Source organism: Burkholderia oklahomensis C6786, assembly GCF_000959365.1.
In the GTDB taxonomy this organism is placed as follows: Bacteria; Pseudomonadota; Gammaproteobacteria; order Burkholderiales; family Burkholderiaceae; genus Burkholderia; species Burkholderia oklahomensis.
Genome location: NZ_CP009555.1, coordinates 3,757,022 through 3,774,835, shown reverse-complemented (window position 1 = coordinate 3,774,835; position 17,814 = coordinate 3,757,022). Strand labels below are relative to the sequence as shown.

At 63.5% G+C, this 17,814-nt stretch carries 21 protein-coding genes; 17 read left to right on the top strand and 4 right to left on the bottom strand.

The window, feature by feature from the left end:
- The first annotated feature begins 46 nt into the window (after window positions 1-46).
- Window positions 47-817, top strand: a complete 771-nt coding sequence (locus BG90_RS16810) for a class I SAM-dependent methyltransferase (RefSeq protein WP_010115343.1) — start codon at window positions 47-49, stop codon at window positions 815-817.
- Window positions 818-1,130: 313 nt separating this feature from the next.
- Here the strand turns inward: BG90_RS16810 and BG90_RS16805 are convergent, their stop codons facing one another.
- Window positions 1,131-2,471: an MFS transporter gene (locus BG90_RS16805; RefSeq protein WP_045568326.1), complete on the bottom strand. Its 1,341-nt coding sequence runs from the start codon at window positions 2,469-2,471 to the stop codon at window positions 1,131-1,133.
- 111 nt (window positions 2,472-2,582) lie between these two features.
- The gene (locus BG90_RS16800) at window positions 2,583-4,553 is read right to left on the bottom strand and encodes an acyl-CoA synthetase (protein ID WP_045568235.1); all 1,971 of its coding nucleotides are present in this window, start codon (window positions 4,551-4,553) and stop codon (window positions 2,583-2,585) included.
- Between the two features lie 358 nt (window positions 4,554-4,911).
- Here BG90_RS16800 and BG90_RS16795 point away from each other — a divergent pair, with 358 nt between their 5' ends.
- Window positions 4,912-5,103 (top strand): DUF3562 domain-containing protein, encoded by a 192-nt coding sequence (locus BG90_RS16795; protein ID WP_010122927.1) that lies wholly within the window; start codon window positions 4,912-4,914, stop codon window positions 5,101-5,103.
- A 196-nt stretch (window positions 5,104-5,299) separates the two neighbouring features.
- Here BG90_RS16795 and BG90_RS16790 read toward each other — a convergent pair whose 3' ends face one another.
- Entirely contained in the window at window positions 5,300-5,677 is a 378-nt protein-coding gene (locus tag BG90_RS16790) for a helix-turn-helix domain-containing protein (protein ID WP_010122926.1), read from the bottom strand.
- Between the two features lie 678 nt (window positions 5,678-6,355).
- Between BG90_RS16790 and BG90_RS16785 the strand changes: the two genes are divergently transcribed.
- From BG90_RS16785 to BG90_RS16730, 14 genes are all read left to right on the top strand, one after another.
- Window positions 6,356-6,658, top strand: a complete 303-nt coding sequence (locus BG90_RS16785; RefSeq protein ID WP_010122925.1) for a hypothetical protein — start codon at window positions 6,356-6,358, stop codon at window positions 6,656-6,658.
- 81 nt (window positions 6,659-6,739) lie between these two features.
- Window positions 6,740-6,946, top strand: coding sequence for a major capsid protein (locus BG90_RS16780; protein ID WP_009906984.1), 207 nt, complete (start codon window positions 6,740-6,742; stop codon window positions 6,944-6,946).
- Window positions 6,947-7,012: 66 nt separating this feature from the next.
- On the top strand, window positions 7,013-7,336 hold the full coding sequence (locus BG90_RS16775; RefSeq protein ID WP_010112574.1) for a hypothetical protein: 324 nt from the start codon (window positions 7,013-7,015) through the stop codon (window positions 7,334-7,336).
- Between the two features lie 73 nt (window positions 7,337-7,409).
- Complete coding sequence (locus tag BG90_RS16770; protein ID WP_025990621.1) at window positions 7,410-9,062, top strand: virulence factor TspB C-terminal domain-related protein; 1,653 nt, start codon at window positions 7,410-7,412, stop codon at window positions 9,060-9,062.
- Entirely contained in the window at window positions 9,059-9,340 is a 282-nt protein-coding gene (locus BG90_RS16765; protein WP_010112616.1) for a DUF2523 family protein, read from the top strand. The genes BG90_RS16770 and BG90_RS16765 overlap by 4 nt, the downstream gene beginning before the upstream one ends.
- The gene (locus tag BG90_RS16760) at window positions 9,337-10,260 is read left to right on the top strand and encodes a zonular occludens toxin domain-containing protein (RefSeq protein ID WP_010122921.1); all 924 of its coding nucleotides are present in this window, start codon (window positions 9,337-9,339) and stop codon (window positions 10,258-10,260) included. Before BG90_RS16765 ends, BG90_RS16760 begins: the two co-directional genes overlap by 4 nt.
- Window positions 10,257-11,627, top strand: a complete 1,371-nt coding sequence (locus tag BG90_RS16755; protein ID WP_025990620.1) for a type II secretion system protein GspD — start codon at window positions 10,257-10,259, stop codon at window positions 11,625-11,627. Before BG90_RS16760 ends, BG90_RS16755 begins: the two co-directional genes overlap by 4 nt.
- A gap of 99 nt (window positions 11,628-11,726) precedes the next feature.
- Complete coding sequence (locus BG90_RS16750; protein ID WP_025990619.1) at window positions 11,727-12,413, top strand: hypothetical protein; 687 nt, start codon at window positions 11,727-11,729, stop codon at window positions 12,411-12,413.
- 502 nt (window positions 12,414-12,915) lie between these two features.
- Window positions 12,916-13,815 (top strand): rolling circle replication-associated protein, encoded by a 900-nt coding sequence (locus tag BG90_RS16745; RefSeq protein WP_010122917.1) that lies wholly within the window; start codon window positions 12,916-12,918, stop codon window positions 13,813-13,815.
- A gap of 82 nt (window positions 13,816-13,897) precedes the next feature.
- Complete coding sequence (locus tag BG90_RS33100; protein ID WP_081464431.1) at window positions 13,898-14,134, top strand: hypothetical protein; 237 nt, start codon at window positions 13,898-13,900, stop codon at window positions 14,132-14,134.
- Complete coding sequence (locus BG90_RS33095) at window positions 14,122-14,400, top strand: type II toxin-antitoxin system RelE/ParE family toxin (RefSeq protein WP_010122916.1); 279 nt, start codon at window positions 14,122-14,124, stop codon at window positions 14,398-14,400. Before BG90_RS33100 ends, BG90_RS33095 begins: the two co-directional genes overlap by 13 nt.
- Before the next feature lie 88 nt (window positions 14,401-14,488).
- Window positions 14,489-14,971: a DUF2778 domain-containing protein gene (locus BG90_RS31135; RefSeq protein WP_009905287.1), complete on the top strand. Its 483-nt coding sequence runs from the start codon at window positions 14,489-14,491 to the stop codon at window positions 14,969-14,971.
- Complete coding sequence (locus tag BG90_RS16735; protein WP_038801770.1) at window positions 14,968-15,228, top strand: hypothetical protein; 261 nt, start codon at window positions 14,968-14,970, stop codon at window positions 15,226-15,228. The genes BG90_RS31135 and BG90_RS16735 overlap by 4 nt, the downstream gene beginning before the upstream one ends.
- Window positions 15,225-15,524 carry a hypothetical protein gene (locus tag BG90_RS16730; protein WP_010111931.1) on the top strand — a complete coding sequence of 100 codons (300 nt, stop codon included), beginning with the start codon at window positions 15,225-15,227 and terminating at the stop codon, window positions 15,522-15,524. The genes BG90_RS16735 and BG90_RS16730 overlap by 4 nt, the downstream gene beginning before the upstream one ends.
- Window positions 15,525-15,672: 148 nt before the next feature.
- Here BG90_RS16730 and BG90_RS16725 read toward each other — a convergent pair whose 3' ends face one another.
- Window positions 15,673-16,803, bottom strand: a complete 1,131-nt coding sequence (locus BG90_RS16725) for a LysR family transcriptional regulator (protein ID WP_232239013.1) — start codon at window positions 16,801-16,803, stop codon at window positions 15,673-15,675.
- Here BG90_RS16725 and BG90_RS16720 point away from each other — a divergent pair.
- Window positions 16,760-17,791 carry a zinc-dependent alcohol dehydrogenase family protein gene (locus tag BG90_RS16720; RefSeq protein WP_010122914.1) on the top strand — a complete coding sequence of 344 codons (1,032 nt, stop codon included), beginning with the start codon at window positions 16,760-16,762 and terminating at the stop codon, window positions 17,789-17,791. The genes BG90_RS16725 and BG90_RS16720 overlap by 44 nt on opposite strands.
- The last annotated feature ends 23 nt before the right edge of the window (window positions 17,792-17,814 follow it).

The window sequence follows — 17,814 nt, the reverse complement described above, 5'->3', positions numbered from 1 at the left end:
GAGCCGCTTTTCCGCCGATTGCCGTCTACGTCAAGGAGCGTCCATCGTGAGCAGCGATCCCAACACGGCGCCACCGTCCGCGCCGCAGAACATCTACGACGACGCATCGTTCTTCGAAGGCTACCGTACGCTTCGGCACGGCGACACCGGCTTGAACGGCGCACTCGAATTTCCCGCGCTCAAGCGCCTCCTGCCCAATCTCGCGGGCCTGCACGTGCTCGACCTCGGCTGCGGCTTCGGCGAGTTCGCCCGCTACGCGCGCGCGCACGGCGCCGTGTCGGTGACGGCCGTCGACGTGTCGTCGCGAATGCTCGACGAAGCGCGCGCCCGCACCGAAGACAACGCGATCACCTACTTGCAGCGATCGATCGAGACCTATCACGCGGCGACGCGCGCGTTCGATCTCGTCGTGTCGTCGCTCGCACTGCACTACGTCGAGGACTACGCGGGCGTGGTCGCGCGGATCTACGATTCGCTGCGCTCGAACGGCCGCCTCGTGTTCTCGGTCGAGCATCCGATCTGCACCGCGTATCCGACGGGCTGGGTGCGCGACGACGACGGTCGCAAGCAGCACTGGCCCGTCGACCGCTACCGGCAGGAGGGACGGCGCGATACGCGCTGGTTCGTCGACGGCGTGGTCAAGTACCACCGCACGGTCGAGACCTACGTGAACACGCTGCTGAAGGCGGGCTTCACGCTCACGCACCTCGGCGAGCCGGCGCCGATTCCCGAGGCGCTCGCGGTGCGGCCGGACCTCGAAGCGGACTGCCGGCGGCCGCCGGTGCTGTTCCTCGCGGCGACGCGTGCGGGCAGTTGAGCGGCAATTGCGGCCGCGGGATGCGGCCACGCGCGCAGAACGGCCGTCGCGCAAGCCCGCGTCATGGGCGCGAGGGCACCCGATGCGCCGCGGCGGCGACGCCGTGTCCGCATCGACGGAAACGGATAGCACGGCTCGCTTCGGTTCTTCACGGCTGAGCGCCGCCGCGTGACGGCGGCGCAGCCGGCGTCCGATTGTCTCGATTGTCCCGATTGTCCCGATCGTCAGCGCCCCGCTGCGTGCCGCCCCGTCGATTCGACTCGACGACCGCGGCTTGTCAAGTTCGTGCAGTGGTTCGTGCGACGACTCGCCGTCACTCGCGCGCCCGCCCGGCGAGCCCTTCGCCGGCATCGGCCGGCAGCGCCGCGAACATCGGCACCGATGCGAGCACGACGAGCGCGATCGCGACGAACGCGCACGCGAAATCCATCTGGCTCGCGCGCCCGCGCCCGCCGATCAGCATCGTCAGATGCAGCGCGCTCGCCGCGACGGCGACGCCGACTGCCCTCATCAACTGCTGCGCGGTTCCCTGGAACGACGTCGCCGCCGACAGCCGGTCGCTCGGCACGTCGGAGAACACGAGCGCGCCCATCGACGCGAAGCTGAGCGAACGCGACAGACCGCCGACGAGCAAGAGCGCGAACACCGCCGCGTCCGGCCACGCGGCCGACAGCGTCGCGCACGCGACGAGCACCGCCGCGAACGACACGCTGCCCGCGATCAGCACCGTGCGCATCGACGTGCGATGCAGCGCCGCATGCGTCATCGGCCGCATCACGAGCGAGCCGAGCGCGCTCGCGAGCGTGATGACGCCGCTTTTCGACGCGCTCGCGCCGAAGCCGACCTGCAGCGTGAGCGGCACGAGAAACGGCAGCGCGCCGGCGCCCGCGCGAAACAGGCTGCCCGCGACCGTCGCCGCATGAAAGGTCGGAATCCTGAGCAGCGACAGGTCGACGGCCGGATGCTCGACGCGCCGGCAATGACGGATCGCGAGCGCGCCGAGCACGATGCCCGCGCCGATGCCGAGCGCCGGCCCGCCGGCGGGCAGCACGCCGCGGCCCGCCGTCTCGACGCCGAGCATCAGCGCGGCGAGCGCCGCGCCGACGAGCAGCATGCCCACGAGATCGGGCGGCGCGCGCCGCTCGCCCGCCGACGCGGGAATGAGCCGCGCCGCGAGCGCGATGCCGGCGATGCCGACCGGAGCGTTGATCCAGAACACCGCGCGCCACGACAGCGCGTCCGTCAGGAAGCCGCCGAGCGGCGGCCCGAGCAGCGGGCCGACGAGCGCCGGCATCGTGAGCCAGGTGGTCGCGGCGAGCATCTCGCTGCGCGACACGCCCCGGTAGAGGATCAGGCGGCCGACGGGCACCATCAGCGCACCGCCCGCGCCTTGCAGGATGCGCGCGGCGATCAGCGCCGCAAGCCCATTCGCCGCCGCGCACATCATCGACGCCGCCGTGAAGATCGCGATCGCCGCGATGAATATGCGCTTCGCGCCGAAACGGTCCGCGATCCAGCCGCTGACCGGGATGAACACGGTCAGCGCGACGAGATACGACGTGATCGCGCTGCTCAGGAACACGACGTTCACGTGGAGGTCGCGCGCCATGCTCGGCAGCGCGGTCGCGACGACCGTGCTGTCGAGGTTCTGCATGAAGAGCGCGCTCGCGACGACGGCCGCCGTCACGCGGAAATTATCGGAACGCTTCAAGATTCGGCGGGCATGACGGACGGACGACGGGACGGACGAGGAAAAGGACGGCGGTCATGACGTGCGATGGCGCTCGGCGGCTGCGGCGAGCGCGTCGTCGCCGGCGCGCTCGCCCCGTTCGACCCAATCGACCGCAAACGCATGGCGGGAGAGCCGCTCGGCGAGCGCGTCGCGCGGTCCGCGCACGGCGACCTTCGCGACGAGCCCGCGCCGCGCGTCCTGCACGACGTCGACCCGCTCGAGCGCGGCCTGCGCGTCGCGCGCGCACGCGGCGACGACGTCCGCGATCTCGCGCCGCTGCAGCTCCGGCTTGAAGATCTTGCCGACCGCGGTGGTCGGCACGGCGTCGAGGATCCGCACGTGCTTCGGCACCGCCGCGCGCTCGGGGATCGCGCCCGCGGCGAACGCGAGCAGCGCGTCTTCGTCGGCGCTCGCGCCGGCCTTCAGTTGCACATAGGCGACGGGCAGCTCGCCCGCGTGCGCGTCCGGCCGGCCGATCGCCGCCGCGAGCGCGACGGCCGGGTGCGCGACGAGCGCGTCCTCGATGACGCGCGGATCGATGTTGTGCCCGCCGCGAATGATCAGCTCCTTCTTGCGGCCGACGAGCCAGAAATAGCCGTCCGCGTCGCGGCGGCCGAGATCGCCCGTGTTCAGCCAGCGTTCGCCCGCGACGTCGATCCACAGTCCGCGCTCGTGCGCCGGATCGAGATAGCCGCGAAACACGTTCGGCCCGGACAGCGTGATCAGCCCGACCTCGTCGACGAGCGCGTCGCGCACGTAGCGGCCCGTGTCGTCGACGATCACCGCGCGCATCCGCTGATACGGCAGGCGCAGGCCGATCGAGCCGATGCGCCGCTCGCCGTCGAGCGGATTCAGCGACGCGACGCATGCACTCTCGGTGAGCCCGTAGCCTTCGACGATCTTCACGCCGGTCGTCCGCTCGAAGCTGCGCGCGAGCTCGACGGGCATCGGCGCCGCGCCGCATGCCGCGTATTCGAGCGAGCCGATGTCGTGCCGGCCGACCGGCTGCTGCAAGAGCGCCGCGTACAGCGTCGGCACGCCGGAGAACGCGTTGATCCGGTACGCCTCGACGATCTCCCAGAACCGCGCGATCACGTTCTTGCCGCGATAGCCTTGCGGCGTGCCGAGCACGACGTGATGGCCGCGCAGCCACGCCATCAGGCCCGTCACGAGCTGGCCGTTCACGTGAAAGAGCGGCAGCCCGCAGAAGACCGTCCGCGCGTCGTCGCCGTCGCGCACCTGCGTCTCGCTCGCCGACCACACGTCGAACACCTCGCAGCCGTGCGTGCGCACCGCGATCTTCGGGCGCCCCGTCGTGCCGCCCGTGCAGAAGTACGACGACGGTTCGTCGGGCGCGATCGTGCGCGGCTTGATCAGCCGGTCGCCCGGCTGCCGACGCATTTCGGCATGCAGATTGACGATCCGGACCCGCGTGCCGTGCGCGCGCGCCTTCTCGCGGCGTTCGATCCACGCGAGCGCCGCGCGCTTCGGCAGCGACACGTAAGGCCGCAGGTCGACCCACACGACGGTCTCGACGGTCGGCATCGCGTCGAGATGCGGCGCGAGCTTAGGCCAGATGTCGACGCCGGGCGTCGGCGCGACGCAGAGCAGCACCTTCGCGCGCGCCGCGTCGACGAGCTCGGCGATCTGCGCGCCGTCGAGGAGGGGATTGATCGCCATCGCGATGCCGGCCGCCTCGCCGCCCCAGATCGCGAAATGCGTTTCGGGCAGATTCGGCAGCACGAACGCGGCGACGTCGCCCGCGCCGATGCCGAGACTCGCGAGCACGTTCGTGGTCCTGACGATGTCGGCGCGCAGCTCGGCGAAGGTCCACGTGTGCGACCGCTCGTGCCGGTCGGCGTCGAGAAAGAAGGTGAGGGCGGGCGCGTCGGGCGTCTTGGCCGCGCGCTCGTCGAAGATCTGCAGCGTGTTGGCGGGCAGCGCGCGCGCGTGGAGCGGCACGCGCTCGATCTGCTCGATATCGTGGATGTCGCGAACCGCCATGGATGAACTCCTGTCGGACTGCGAAAGTCGAGTAAAGGATGCGAACCGCGCGCGGGCCGTTTTGCGCGCGGCGGCGGTTCGTTCTGGCGACGCCGGGGCGCAACGTCGCGAATGCGACGAGAGTGTAACGTGCCGCGCCCCGAAGCGCCGGCAACCGGCATCCGACCCTCCACGGGGCATCGCAGCCGCGGCGCGTCATTCCGATCCGGTCGTATCCGAATTTGTCCGAATAGAGATGGGGTCGCGAGAGCAAAACGTTCATAGAGGGATTCAATTTGCATCGGCGCTTTTGGCGTCATTCAATAGGCGTCCGCGCGCAAGCCGTTTTGTCCGTTTCCCATTCCAGCGGAGAGCAAACATGGTCCAGAATCGCGTCGACGAGATCGTCCAGGCGATCGCGTCCGAAACCCACACGCCCGCCGAGGCGGTATCCCGGCTATACGAAGAAACGCTGGCCGAATACAGCGAAGGTGCGCGGATACGCGATTATCTGGCCGTTCTCGTCGCGAAGCGCGTGAGGGAGACGCTGCTGCGCAAGCGGGCGCATTGAGCGGCGGCGCCGCGCCGGATGCGGGCGCGGCGGGCGCCCGATCGACGGCGAAAATCCGTCGGACAGAAACGCCGGCGCGTCAGCCGTCGGCAAGGCCCAACAGTACTCGGTCGTTGGGGGAAACCGGTTGAGGCGGCGACCGAGATACGGGCGACCTCGGGTGGGAATGCCACGCTATTTCCCGGCATCTTTTATTTTACATAATATCAATCGCTGTGACCCCATTTTCTTGATGAGGCGCGGCTTGAGCGGGCGAGGGCGTCACAAAATTTGTGAAGACACCTATCGCAAGTGCGGCACTAAGCCCCGCCATCTTCGGCAAAAAAATTTCCCACAGCGATTGCTGCCCCGCCTTTTCGGCGCGGTCCATGTCGGCGGCCATAATGATGAGCAATGGATTGTCCATTCCCAAGCCGGCAGCCACCTTTAGACAAACGTCGTTGCTCATGAACGCTTTGCCGTGTCTGTATTGGCTAATCGTGTTCTGCTTCAGTCCCAAAAATTCCGCAAGGGCAGTGTCAGTTTTTAGGGCTTGGGTTTCACGCAGCTTGTCGAGGTACTGAATCGATTTCACGGTGCCATCTCCGAAAAGTGCTTGACTAATCTGTATGACAGATTATCATCTGCACAACAGATATCTGTCTTGCAGATGCGCTCAGTGTATCAGGTGACGCCGAAAGGTAAACCCTGCGCTGACGGGGCCATATCACAACCAAACGGGGGTAGGTGGTGCCGAGATACCAAGTCCATGCCTACACGCAATGCGGTAACAACCGCGTTGCCGTTGTCGCTGTCACTGCCCGCAATGCCGAAAGTGCGCGGGGAAAGGCCCGCTCGGAGCTGTCGCGCCGTGGTCGCCGCGCCGAGTCCCTCACGTTGATTTCCGTTCAAGTCGGTGCGCCGTCAGGCGCTATCGCTCGCATGGCGTAGGGGGCAAGTTGAGCGAAATCTACCCTTATCGCCTCGTGTTCTGCGTTTTGCTGGCGTCCGTATCGTCGACAGTGCTCGCTATCCAGTTGGAGCGCATTCTCGACGGCTTCATTCGGCGTGTCTGGGGCCGATTGAGTCGCCGGAACCGTTAAAGCGATTCCCCTGTGGTACGCCGCGCCATTTCGGCCCTCGGATAGCGTGGCGGTTCGTGGACGGCTGACCTAGCGTCCACCTTTTTCGATTAGCGCGTTCGTCGCGCATGCATGCGGAGTCCAAGTGACTCCGTTCAATGTGAATAGCAGTCCTAAACCAAGGAACGAAGATGGCAGAGCAAAAGTTGACGATTCTGCAAGTGGTCCCGCGCGGCGGCATTTCGAAGCGAACCAATCAGCCGTGGGAAATCCATACGGCGCAATGCGTGCTCGAACAGGAAACCAGCGAAGGAAAGCAAATCCTCGTCGGAACGATCAACCTGCCGAACGCGTTGAAAGATTCGCAACCCGGCGATTACCTCGCAGAGTTCGCGCTTCAGCAGTCGATGGAGGGCAAGCTGGAACCGCGCATCGTCTCGCTCGTTCCGTTCGGCCGGCCGACTGCGAAACCGGCGGCGAACGCTACCGCATAACCCGTCATGGGCTATCGGTCGTTCGAAGCTGGCCCACTAGAACGGCCGTCTACATCCGGGCTAGAACCTGAGAGAACAGATATGAAAAAGATGATTGCAGCAGCACTGAGCTTCGCGAGCGTGGGTGCGTTCGCGGCGGACGCGGGTATGCCGGCGATGGACGTGTCGGTCGTCGTGGATTCGATCAAGAGTATCGGGCCGAGCGTCGCGCTCGTCGGCGGTGCGGTGCTCGCGCTCGCGGCAGTGACGTACGGCTACCGCGTGATCAAGGGCTTCATCGGTCGTTGATCGTGTGACGCGCATAGCCCCCGGTATGCCTCGGCGCGCCGGGGGCTTTTTCATGGAACGGATCGAATGAAACGCTTGCTGTGTGTCGCGCTGATTGGCGTCGCCTTGGGCGCGCACGCAGCGCAGGGAATCGATGTGGTCGTGTGCGGCGCTGCGCCTGCTTCGGCCGCTGTCGGTGTGCAAGTGCCGTGCACGTTGTCGGATGGCTCGGCCGGGGTGCAGCAGGTTACACACCTGACGCTTGTCAACGAAGGGGCGACGAGCGATGCGCCGATTTCCGGCGGTATTGAGGCAGGTATGGCCGTTGGTAGCGCGGTGTTTCTGGTGTTGGCGATCGCGTTCGGCATGCGCGCATTGCGGCGCTTCGTGGATTCGGCATCGGAGAGTTGATCATGCTTTGGTTCTGCATTGAGTTCGGGGTGGTCGTCGTGACCATCTATACGGCCGGATTGATTGTGCTGTCATGAGGCTTGCTCACCTTCTCATTGTGGCGTTGCTGATTGCGTCGTTTGCGACAGCATCAGCGGGTGCGCCGCCGAGCCCCGCACCGGCACCTGCGCCTGCACGAGTGCATTTCGATCCGCATGGAAATGTGGTGGTGGAGCCGGGAACGATTGCTAAACCTGCGGGACCGCTCGATCGTGTGGTTGAGGCGACCGACGCTACGTCGCCGCTCGATCGCGTAACCGTCGCTACCGAATCGCGTTCTTCGATGCAGCTGGCGGGCGTGATTGCCGCGACCGAAGCGAAGCGGGGGCATAGCGCGTTGGACGCGGTGGCTGAGGCGACGATTGCACATATCAACACGATTACCAGTGTGGGTGGCACGATCGCGGGCGGGCTCGCGGTAGCTACTTGTTCGGTGGGAAGCGGTTTTCTCGGTGTGGCCGCGTGCTCTGCGATTGGTGCTGTAGTTGGCACGTCAGTACAGATTGCGCTCGATGGCTTGATTCGCTGGGTCTTTCCAAGCAAACCGTCGCTTACGATTGAGGAGGTGGCTAAGGCGACGGATACGGCTAACGCGCCTTGCCCGACGGATGGCTTTGTCCAGTTTTTTTACGCTTGTACGGGTAACTCGGCCGGCGCAATTTGCTGGCCCGATCCCAAGCAATACGGGGCTCGTCGCGGCAATGTCACCAATTTCTTTGTGCTCGACGTGAGGAAGATGCCGACGGATGTCATTGCGTATGGAAATCGACTCACTGCTTTCCTCAGCGATATGTATCCGAAGTGCGGGCGCGAGCCAAACTATCGTGAGCAGGGGCGCTCACTACCAGTAACGGACGCTTTGAAGTTAATGCCGGATTCGGATCGTTCCAAGCCGATCAATCCGGCGATTGTGGCTGCGCTCGCTAATGCATTGTGGCAGCAGGCGAGCACTCAGCCCGGTTATCAAGGCGTGCCATACGATCCGACCTATCCGATCACGGCGGACGACGTGACCGACTGGAATCGGCGCAATCCCCAGTGGGTGCCGAGTGTGGACGAGTTCGCATCAGTGAGTCCGGGCGGCGGGTCGACAAGACTTCCGATGCCGAACGGCAATCCCGGAACGGGCACAAGCCCCGGCACCGGCACGAACCCCGGCACTGGTACGGAGCCCGGCACCGGCACGAATCCCGGCACTGGCGCGAACCCCGGCACCGGCACGCATCCCGGCACCGGTACGAATCCCGGCACCGGTACGAATCCCGGCACCGGCACGAATCCCGGCACCGGTACGAATCCCGGCACCGGCACGAATCCCGGCAACGGTACGAATCCCGGCAACGGTACGAATCCCGGCAACGGTACGAATCCGGGAGATGGTGGCGGCAAACCGTTGCCACCGCCTGACGTGTGCGCCTTGCATCCCGACGCGTCCGGATGCGCGCCCCTCGGCAGTGCGAACGATGTGCCAGTGAACCGCGATTCGAAGAGCGTTTCGCTGTCGCCCGTCTCGGTCGGTTTGCGGAATGGCGTGTGTCCGCCGCCGCGTCACGTCACGGTCCTCGGTGCCGATCTCTCGTTTAGTTACGAGCCGATCTGTGAATTCGCGATCAAGCTGCGCCCGTTGATCTTGTTGGGGTGCGCGCTGCTCGCCGGTCTGATTTTCATCATGGGGTTCATGGCATGAGTTGGGCGAGCTTGCTGGTGTCGCTGGTCGGGCCGATCGTTACGCGTGTGCTGGTTGCGCTCGGTATCGGCCTTGTGACGATCACGGGAATCGATCTCGCGTTCGATCAGGTCGTGCAGTGGATGACGGCGAGCGTCGGCGGGTTGAGTGCCGATATCGGGAACGTGCTGGCGCTCGGTGGCGTGGGCGATGGCATCGCTTATGTGCTCGGTGGGCTCTCGGCGCGCGTGTCGTTCTACATGCTCACGTCTACAACCAAAATGGTGTTCAGCAAATGATCACGCTGATTACGGGGGTTCCGGGGAGCGGTAAGACGCTACATGCGGTCTGGTTGCTGACGAAGATTGCGAAAGGGCGTCGCGTGCTGGTCGACGGGATTCGCGATCTGGCTATCGAGCATGTCGAGATTGACGAACCTTGGTTGCGCCAGTGGCACGAAAAAGCCGAAGCACACGACTTGATCGTGATCGATGAGGCGCAACGCATCTACCCGCCGACGACGGTGAGCCAAAAGCCGACGCCTGACGTGGAGCAACTGCACGTGCATCGTCACAAGGGCGTCGACTTCATCCTTATCACGCAGCATCCGCAGCGAATCAGTAAGACGGTGCGTGATCTGGTCGGGCGGCATATCCACGTGCGCAACCTTTTCGGGCTCAAGCGCGCGATGATTTACGAGTGGGACCATTGTCACAACCCAAGTAGCCTGAAAGACGCGGTGAAACGGCAATGGCGTTATCCGCGCGAGGTGTTCAAGCTTTATACGAGCGCTGAAGTCCATACGAAAAAGCAAGCGGTCATTCCCAAGGCGTTGTTTGTCGTGCCGATCGCGTTGGTGCTGTTCATCGTGCTCGCCGTGCAGATTTTCCATAACGCGCGCGGTGGCTTCGGCATTACGCCCGGAATGGAGGCTTCCGCGCCAATCGCGGCGACAGCGCCGTCGTCGCAGTCCTCACTGTCGCATCCGTCGGCCGGTGCTGCGGCGCAGTCGCCAGATTGGCGCGTTGCGGGGCGTTACGCGATCGGCAGTGCGGGCTACGTTGTGTTGGCCACGTCGGACGGCCGGTTGCGTGTGGTGTCCGGCGCGGATTTTCGCGGCGAGGGTGTGCGGTTGACAGGCGACGTTGACGGAAAGATGGTGAGCGGGTGGACGGGCGCGCGAGCGGGGAAAACAGAACAAGGCGAGAGGGCAAGATGATGCGATTGAGGGCGCTTGTTGGAGGCATGGTGCTGTACGCGGGTGTCGCTGCTGGCGCGATGCCTCCGTTACCGACGCTGCCGGCCGATCCGAGTTTGACGACCGTGGCGGCGCCGGCGACGTCGGCCGCTCCGATCATCACGCCGTTGAAGCATGTGCGCGGCACGGCGTTTGATTTGCGATTCGTGACGGTCGCGCAAGTGGTCGATTTGATCTATCAGGATGCGATGCGCACGCCCTATGTGCTCGGACCCGACGTGCTCAACGATATGCGCTTGGTGTCGTTCCGCTTGGACGATCAAACCCGCGACGTGCGTGCCGTCATGGTCGATTTTCTCGATTCGCTCGGCTTTCGCGTGACGAGCAAGAATGGTGTCGATTACGTTGCGAGAAAGGCCCCTGACAGTCGGGCGCGGGCGGATCAGGAAGTGTTCGTCTACCGGCCGCGTTACCGAAGCGCCGAATCGCTGCGCAGTCTAGTGGAGCCTGTGATTGGTTCGCGGTCGATGATGCCGATGTCCGTGATTGCTGCGACGCCGCCCGCTGTGACAAGTCCCGTTCAGGTTCCGGGCGCGCCGATCAGCACTGCGAGCGATATCGCGGCTGCGCCGGTTGCTGTGGGCGTGCAGGCGCGCGGTAACGAGCTGGTGATCGTCGGCTCGCATGATGAAGTCGCGATGCTGCGAAAGCTGGTGCCGGAACTCGATACCGCGCCGGGTGAGGTCGTGGTGCGCGGCTGGGTGTATGAGGTCGCAAACACCGGTTCGGCAAATTCTGCGTGGAGCATCGCGGTTCGGCTGCTGAGCGGTCAGCTTCGGCTTTCGAGCGGCGACACGGCGTCAGACACAAGCGCAATGCGATTCACGGGGCCGGGCGTCGACGCGGCGATATCCGCGCTGAACGCCGATTCGCGTTTCAAGGTTGTCAGCTCTCCGCACGTGCGGATCGTGTCGGGCGAGCGCGTGCGCCTGAATGTCGGGCAACAGGTGCCGACGCAATCGAGCGTGAGCTACCAAGGGTCGAACGGTACGCCCGTTCAGTCGATCACGTATCAGGATGCCGGGTTGATTTTCGACGTGGAGCCGACAGTCATGCGCGATGTGATCGAGCTGAAGGTGCGTGAGGAGATTTCCGATTTCGTCGCGACGAAAACCGGCGTCGACACGTCGCCGACGAAAAACACGCGCCAGCTACAGACGGTCACGCGCTTGAAGGATGGCGAACTGGTGGTGCTCGGCGGGTTGATTCAGGATCGCGACGCGACGGCGCGCAGTGGGTATTCGTGGCTGCCGAGCTTTTTCGATGGTCGATCCAGCTCGAAGCAACGGACGGAGGTGCTGCTCGTGTTGCAGGTGCAGCGGATCTGAGCGAGTCAGCGAATTTTATTTACCGTTACGTGTTACGAATATTGATTTTACGTTACTAGTAACGCAAAATCAGATCAATGCCGATATGGAGTGTTCGTCATGATCCACCCCGAAGACACGAAGACAATTCCGTTACCGCTTCAGCCCATAACGGAAAAACGCAGTCGCGGTAGGCCGCGCAAAGAGGGCGGCGCATTAACCAATGCACAACGTCAGGCGGCATACCGCGAGCGGCGCAAGGCATCAGGCAATCCCGTTACGGTAACGAAAAATATTCCACTTGCTGCGGACGCCTACGACGAGCTGGTAATGGAGAACGAGCGGCTTCGCGAAGAGATAGCGGAGATGCGTCACGAGGTGGAGGGACTGCGCGGATCGTTGGCGGCTGCGGAGAGGGTTGGCGACGGCTGGTGTGCGGAGAGTGAGCAGCTTCGCGAAGAATTGGCAGAACTCCGCCGCGATTTAGAGGCGTCGAAGCGCAAGGCTGTCGACGCGCAACGGTCGCGAGCGTCAGTCGTGCATGAGGTCGATTGGGTTCGACGCGTGGTGCGGCTGCCGCTATACGAGAGCAAGGATTACGGCTGCCGCCGATTCAGTTTTACGCTCGACGAACGGGCGCATTCCGCGCTTAATCGGCTGGCGGTCGATGCGGGGGCATCAAGGGCTGACGTGGTCGAGCGCTTGGCGTTTTGGGCTGACGAGTTGGTGCTGGAATCGTTTCGTTACGACGATGAGGCGTTTAGTCGTTATCTCTATCGCGGACGTAACGAAAAATCAGGCGTCTAGCGTTGGGAGTGTCCGGCCGTGGTCGAAGCGGCGTAGGGCGACGGCGGCAATGCGGAGTCCAGGCCGTCGTCGCGCGGCTCAGCGCGGCCCGCCGGACCGAGTAGCGGGTAATCGCGGGGGCGGGAAGTGAGGACGTGGCGGCGGCCAATCCCCCTTTCTGCAAGACACTGCCGCGCGAGGTGCTTCCGGCGCGATAGAGGCGGGCGTAGGCGGTTCGGTGGCGATGGGTTGGGGGTTGAAGTGCGCGCGGCTCGCCCAGCGCAGCAGAGCGCGCCGGGCGGGCCGCGCGCAGCGCGGCCCCTAAACTTGTATCTCTAACACTTAACGGAAATAGCTCACGTTGACGCCTGGAACAAGCGTGAGAAAAAGAAAAGCCCGGCGATCGTTCGCAGCGATCCCGGGCCGTGATCAACATCGGATATACGAGGTATCCAACGTGAATGCAGCCATTGTAGGACAGGAAGCGCGTTCCTTCCAAAGTTTGGTGAACGAAGCCGGTTCGATGCAGGCGCTGAATCACTCACGCCTTGACGGCGCGTCGGCGGTCCAGTGCTCGGACTATTCGCCGTTCAGCGATGAGTACATCGTGCGCACACAACGTTTCGAAGACGGGCAGCAGGAAGTCGTAGCGTTCAGCGTGGCCGTGCAGCGCCACTTTCACGAGCTGCGCTTGCGGCCGCGTGGCCTTCGTGGAAAGCGTGTGGCTCTGGAGGGCGAGACGCAGGACGACGTAGCCGCGAAGTCGGACAAGTCACTTCGCACGTCGATCGAGCGATCGAAGCGGATGATTCGTAAGCGTTGCAAGGCAATTCGCGCCGATCGCATGCTGACGCTCTCGACGCGTGCGAATGAGACGCGGATCGAGGTATGGGCGAAGTGGTGGGATGAGTTCCGGCGACGGTTGAACAAGTTGCAAGACTTCCATTACGTGGCCGTGCTCGAACGTCAGCAACGCGGCGCGTGGCATATCCACGTGGCCGTGAGCGGTCGGCAGAACTGGAAACTGTTGCGCTCGATCTGGCTCTCGGTGATCAGCAAGGCGGGTACTGACGGCGCGGTGAATGACAGCACACGTGGCTTCGGCAAGAACGGCTTTTTTCGGCGGATCGGTGGCAAGGGCCGGGCGATGCGGCATCGGATCGCGACGTACATCGCGAAGTATGTCGGCAAGGATGCGGACGCGTCGACGTTCAACAAAAAGCGCTATTGGACGAGCAAGGGCATTGTGGTTCCAGAAACGATGACCTATGCGCATTTGGACTCAGAGGCGGGTGCGATGGATGCAGTTGTGGCCGCGCATCGGTGCGTACTCGAGAATGGTGCGACGTGCGACGGGGCACAGTTCTATTGGAATCAGGGAGTGGGGGTGTTCTGGATGGCGACAGGGAACGTTAACAGCTGAATTGAGTGTCACGAACTGGCGCGAAGTACTCTCGACGCCCGGGAAGGCCTTACAATAGGTCAACCGAAATTAGGGGAAGCATATGCTTACGGTGACTTTGCCCGCCGAGCTGGAAACCGCCATCATGACGGCGGCGCATCGATCGGGCCAATCTGTCGATGAATACGCGGCGGCGGTTTTTGCTGACGCCTTGTCGCTCGAACTGGATCGCGCGCGGCTGGATTCGTACCTAGCTGGAACGCCGGGTGTGCCGCACGAGCGGGTTAGCAAGTGGTTGGAGGATCTCGCAGCAGGAAACCGTACCGAATGCCCGCGTTGATCTGGCACCCAGACGCGCTGGAAGATGTTGCACGGCTATACGATTTTCTCGTTGTAAGCAGCCCTGCGGCTGCGCGCCACGCGGCTCAAATCATCGTGGACGCCGCTGATTTGATCGCTGAAAACCCCGGCATCGGTGCGCCTCGGGCGGAATTCCGCGAATGGGCAGCCAGATTCGGCCGAAGCTCCTATGTCATCAGGTATGCCGTACTGGACGGCGACGAGGTGCTCGTAACCCGGGTATGGCATAGCCGCGAGCATCGTTGAATGTCAGCAGAGGGCCTGTCAGGTTTGCTGGTTTGCCAAATGTATGAAGATTTGGTAGCTTGCGGCCGACCAACAAACGGGGTTTCTCATGCCGATTTCGTGCACGTTTGCACTCAACAATCAGAAATTTTCGACCCTCCAATGCCCGGGCGTTGGAGCTTTTCCGGCATTTTCGGGAACGGGCAAAGGTCGGGATAATCCGACGGCAGTCGCCAAAAAAGATGTCGGTCCGTTGCCGCCTGGACGCTATTACATCGTCGATCGGGAGTCGGGCGGGCGTTTGGGCAACATACGCGATTTCGTTTTGGAGCACTTCTACGGAACCGATCGGACGAACTGGTTTGCACTGTATCGCGCGGATGGTCAAATTGACGATTGGACCTTCATTAACGGCGTGAGGCGAGGGAACTTCCGTCTTCATCCGAACGGCCCGCGAGGCTTGAGCGAAGGCTGCGTCACCTTGGTGAATCAGCGGGATTTTGTAAAGCTGCGAGCCGCACTCAAAGCAACGCCCATGATCAGCGTGCCCGGTTTCGCCGGTCGCGCATACGGTACGGTCGATGTTCGATGAAAGCTTCTCGAGTCGCGCTTAATGTAGTGGCTACGCTGGCGGTCACGTTGGTGCTTGCCAAGGTAGCTGGATCGATCCAGTTCGCGCCGTGGGCTACGGATGCCTTGATCCGTTTTGCGGGAATCTTCGGTGCTTACGGCGACGAAAGCGTTGAGGATGTGTATCTGGTCTCGTCGTTGCTGGCGTCGCTGATTCTGGCTATTGCCGTTGTGTGGGGCGCGAATCGGCTGGTGCTGCGTCCGAATCGTGAGAAATGAAGATGCAGCTTGAATTGCTGGAGCGACCGTATCTGTCGGCGCAAGAGCTGGCTGATGTGGCTCGGGATATCAGGAATCTCTACTGGGTGATTCGCAACACTCGGCGCGGCATCCACGACGCGAAGCGACGACGCGTGTACTACAAGATTGCCGAGCATAAAAAACGCCTGCTCATGGCAGGCGTGTCGAAGGAGATGATTTTGGGCTTGCTACGCTGTTGCCGGGCGCGTGATTGTCAGGGACAGGACTGCTTTGATTGCCCGAATCGTCGCAGTCAGTCTACGTACAAAATTTGACATAATATCAATTATCGACATTTCGGATTGTAGAGGCTAGATAGAAATGTCGTGTTTTTGATCTCGCAAACATCCTGCGTCTGCAGGAGCCGGCACGAATCCGACGGCGTCGCGATGAAGCCTCAACGCTCTCCGCAAACGACAGATTTCAGCCCGGCAGCTCGACGTCGGCCGTCTCGGCTTGCCCGAGCCGGTCCCACGGCGGAATCGGCGTGAAATAATCGGTCAGTTCTTCGACAACCGCCCGCACCTTCGGCGAAGGTCCGCGCGCGACCGGCCACAGCGCGTGAATGGGCATGCTGCCGCCGGTAAAATCGGGCAGCACGGTGTCGAGCCTGCCCGTACGCAGATCGTCGGCAACGAGCCACGTCGGCAGGTACGCGAGCCCGTTGCCCGACAACACTGCGTCGCGCAGCGCATCGCCCTGGCCGATCGTATGCTTCGCCCGGATGTTTGCCGTCACCGCCCGATTCCGTACGTCCGACAATACCCAAGGTATCGCCCGTCCGTCGCGAGCGAACACGATGCAATCGTGACCGGTCAATTCGTCGATCGTCTCAGGACGTCCTCGCGCCGCGAGATACGCCGGCGACGCGCACAACACCGAACGCTGAATCCCGAGCGGGCGACAAGCCGTGTTCGCGCAGTCGCGAAGCTCGCCGAGCCGCACGACCACGTCGACGCCTTCGTCGATCAGGTCGACGAACCGATCCGTGAACGACACGTCGAGTTGCAGCAACGGATGCCGTCCGGCCAAATCGATCAGGACCGGCAACACCCAGTGCCTGCCGAACGAAGTCGACAAGCTCACGCGCAGCGGTCCCGCAACTTCGTGACGCCGTTGCGCGAGCACCGCTTCGACGTGGACGAGCTGATCGAGGATGCGCAGACAGCTTTCGTAATACAGGCGTCCCTCCGTCGTGAGCGTCAGCGCGCGTGTCGTGCGCTCCAGCAGCCGCACGCCGAGCCGCTGCTCCAGCCGTGCGACGTTCTTTCCGACGGCGGACTTGGACAGACCCACTCGACATGCGGCTGCGGTGAAGCTGCCTGCCCCGACCGCGTGCACGAACGCAACCATGGCTTGCAAATGAGTCACTTTGATTCGGTTCATGAAATTGGCGACGAAATGGCGCAGATATGAGGAGCAGATATCGCCACTGCCGAGCGCGGCGCGCTCGTAAAATGAACGACAGGAATTCGCGATGGCGCGGGTTCGTTCTCGGGCGGGGCAACAGATGGCGCAGACGATGAGGATCTGGGAACTCGACGCATTCGGCATTGACCGCCTCGCGCTGGCGCAAAGACCCGTGCCGAAACCCGGTGCCGGGGAATTGCTCGTGCGCGTGGCGGCTGTGTCATTGAATTATCGAGACAAGCTCGTGATCGAAGGCCAGTTGATGTCGACAAAGCCTGCGATGCCATTCACGCCCGTCTCCGACATGTGTGGCGAAGTCGTCGCGACGGGCGCAAACGTCGCGCGCTTCAAACCGGGCGACCGCGTGATGGGCAATTTCTGGACGCCATGGATCGGCGGCACGCTGCCTTCCGAAATGCGCACGTCGGAACGTTCGCTCGGCGGGCCGTTGCCCGGCGTGCTCGCCGAATACGTCGTGCTGCCGGAGTCGGCGGTCGTCATCGCGCCCGCGTCGTTGTCCGACGCCGAGGCATCGACGCTGCCCGTCGCCGGCGTAACCGCTTGGGTTGCACTCGTCGAACGCGGGCAGCTCGCGCCGGGGCAGACCGTCGTCGTACAAGGTACCGGCGGCGTCGCCCTCTTCGGCCTGCAGATCGCGCGCGCGCTCGGCGCGAAGGTCGTCGTGCTGTCCCGTCACGACGACAAGCTCGCTCGTGCGCAGACGCTCGGCGCATGGGCGGGCATCAACACGACGCGCACGCCGAAATGGGAGGATGCCGTCCTCGAGCTCACCGCCGGCCGGGGCGCTAACGTCATCGTCGAGCTCATCGGCGGCGACAACGTGATGCATTCGGTCGGCGCGATCGCGGATCATGGTCATATCGTCCAAGTCGGCTTTCTTGCGAGCCCGAAAATGCACATCGATGCGATTCCGCTAATGCTGGCGCGCGCGTCGATCCACGGCGTCTCGGTAGGCAGCCGGCAGTCGTTCGAAGCGCTCGTCCATGCAATCGATCGGCACGCGATCAAACCGGTCATCGATTCGGTCTATCCGCTCTCCGACGCGCGCGCCGCATTCGAGCACCTCGACCGCGGGCCATTCGGCAAGATTGTCGTCTCCGTTCGCGACTGACGTCGCCGACCGGCCGTGCGTCG

Excerpts from the sequence above, each read along its gene's own strand:
- BG90_RS16805 (WP_045568326.1), bottom strand. The coding sequence starts at position 2,471 with ATGCAGAACCTCGACAGCACGGTCGTCGCGACCGCGCTGCCGAGCATG.
- BG90_RS16800 (WP_045568235.1), bottom strand. The coding sequence starts at position 4,553 with ATGGCGGTTCGCGACATCCACGATATCGAGCAGATCGAGCGCGTGCCG.
- BG90_RS16795 (WP_010122927.1), top strand. The coding sequence starts at position 4,912 with ATGGTCCAGAATCGCGTCGACGAGATCGTCCAGGCGATCGCGTCCGAA.
- BG90_RS16785 (WP_010122925.1), top strand. The coding sequence starts at position 6,356 with ATGGCAGAGCAAAAGTTGACGATTCTGCAAGTGGTCCCGCGCGGCGGC.
- BG90_RS16780 (WP_009906984.1), top strand. The coding sequence starts at position 6,740 with ATGAAAAAGATGATTGCAGCAGCACTGAGCTTCGCGAGCGTGGGTGCG.
- BG90_RS16775 (WP_010112574.1), top strand. The coding sequence starts at position 7,013 with ATGAAACGCTTGCTGTGTGTCGCGCTGATTGGCGTCGCCTTGGGCGCG.
- BG90_RS16770 (WP_025990621.1), top strand. The coding sequence starts at position 7,410 with ATGAGGCTTGCTCACCTTCTCATTGTGGCGTTGCTGATTGCGTCGTTT.
- BG90_RS16765 (WP_010112616.1), top strand. The coding sequence starts at position 9,059 with ATGAGTTGGGCGAGCTTGCTGGTGTCGCTGGTCGGGCCGATCGTTACG.
- BG90_RS16760 (WP_010122921.1), top strand. The coding sequence starts at position 9,337 with ATGATCACGCTGATTACGGGGGTTCCGGGGAGCGGTAAGACGCTACAT.
- BG90_RS16755 (WP_025990620.1), top strand. The coding sequence starts at position 10,257 with ATGATGCGATTGAGGGCGCTTGTTGGAGGCATGGTGCTGTACGCGGGT.
- BG90_RS16750 (WP_025990619.1), top strand. The coding sequence starts at position 11,727 with ATGATCCACCCCGAAGACACGAAGACAATTCCGTTACCGCTTCAGCCC.
- BG90_RS16745 (WP_010122917.1), top strand. The coding sequence starts at position 12,916 with ATGCAGGCGCTGAATCACTCACGCCTTGACGGCGCGTCGGCGGTCCAG.
- BG90_RS33100 (WP_081464431.1), top strand. The coding sequence starts at position 13,898 with ATGCTTACGGTGACTTTGCCCGCCGAGCTGGAAACCGCCATCATGACG.
- BG90_RS33095 (WP_010122916.1), top strand. The coding sequence starts at position 14,122 with ATGCCCGCGTTGATCTGGCACCCAGACGCGCTGGAAGATGTTGCACGG.
- BG90_RS31135 (WP_009905287.1), top strand. The coding sequence starts at position 14,489 with ATGCCGATTTCGTGCACGTTTGCACTCAACAATCAGAAATTTTCGACC.
- BG90_RS16735 (WP_038801770.1), top strand. The coding sequence starts at position 14,968 with ATGAAAGCTTCTCGAGTCGCGCTTAATGTAGTGGCTACGCTGGCGGTC.
- BG90_RS16730 (WP_010111931.1), top strand. The coding sequence starts at position 15,225 with ATGAAGATGCAGCTTGAATTGCTGGAGCGACCGTATCTGTCGGCGCAA.
- BG90_RS16720 (WP_010122914.1), top strand. The coding sequence starts at position 16,760 with ATGGCGCAGACGATGAGGATCTGGGAACTCGACGCATTCGGCATTGAC.
- BG90_RS16725 (WP_232239013.1), bottom strand. The coding sequence starts at position 16,803 with ATGCCGAATGCGTCGAGTTCCCAGATCCTCATCGTCTGCGCCATCTGT.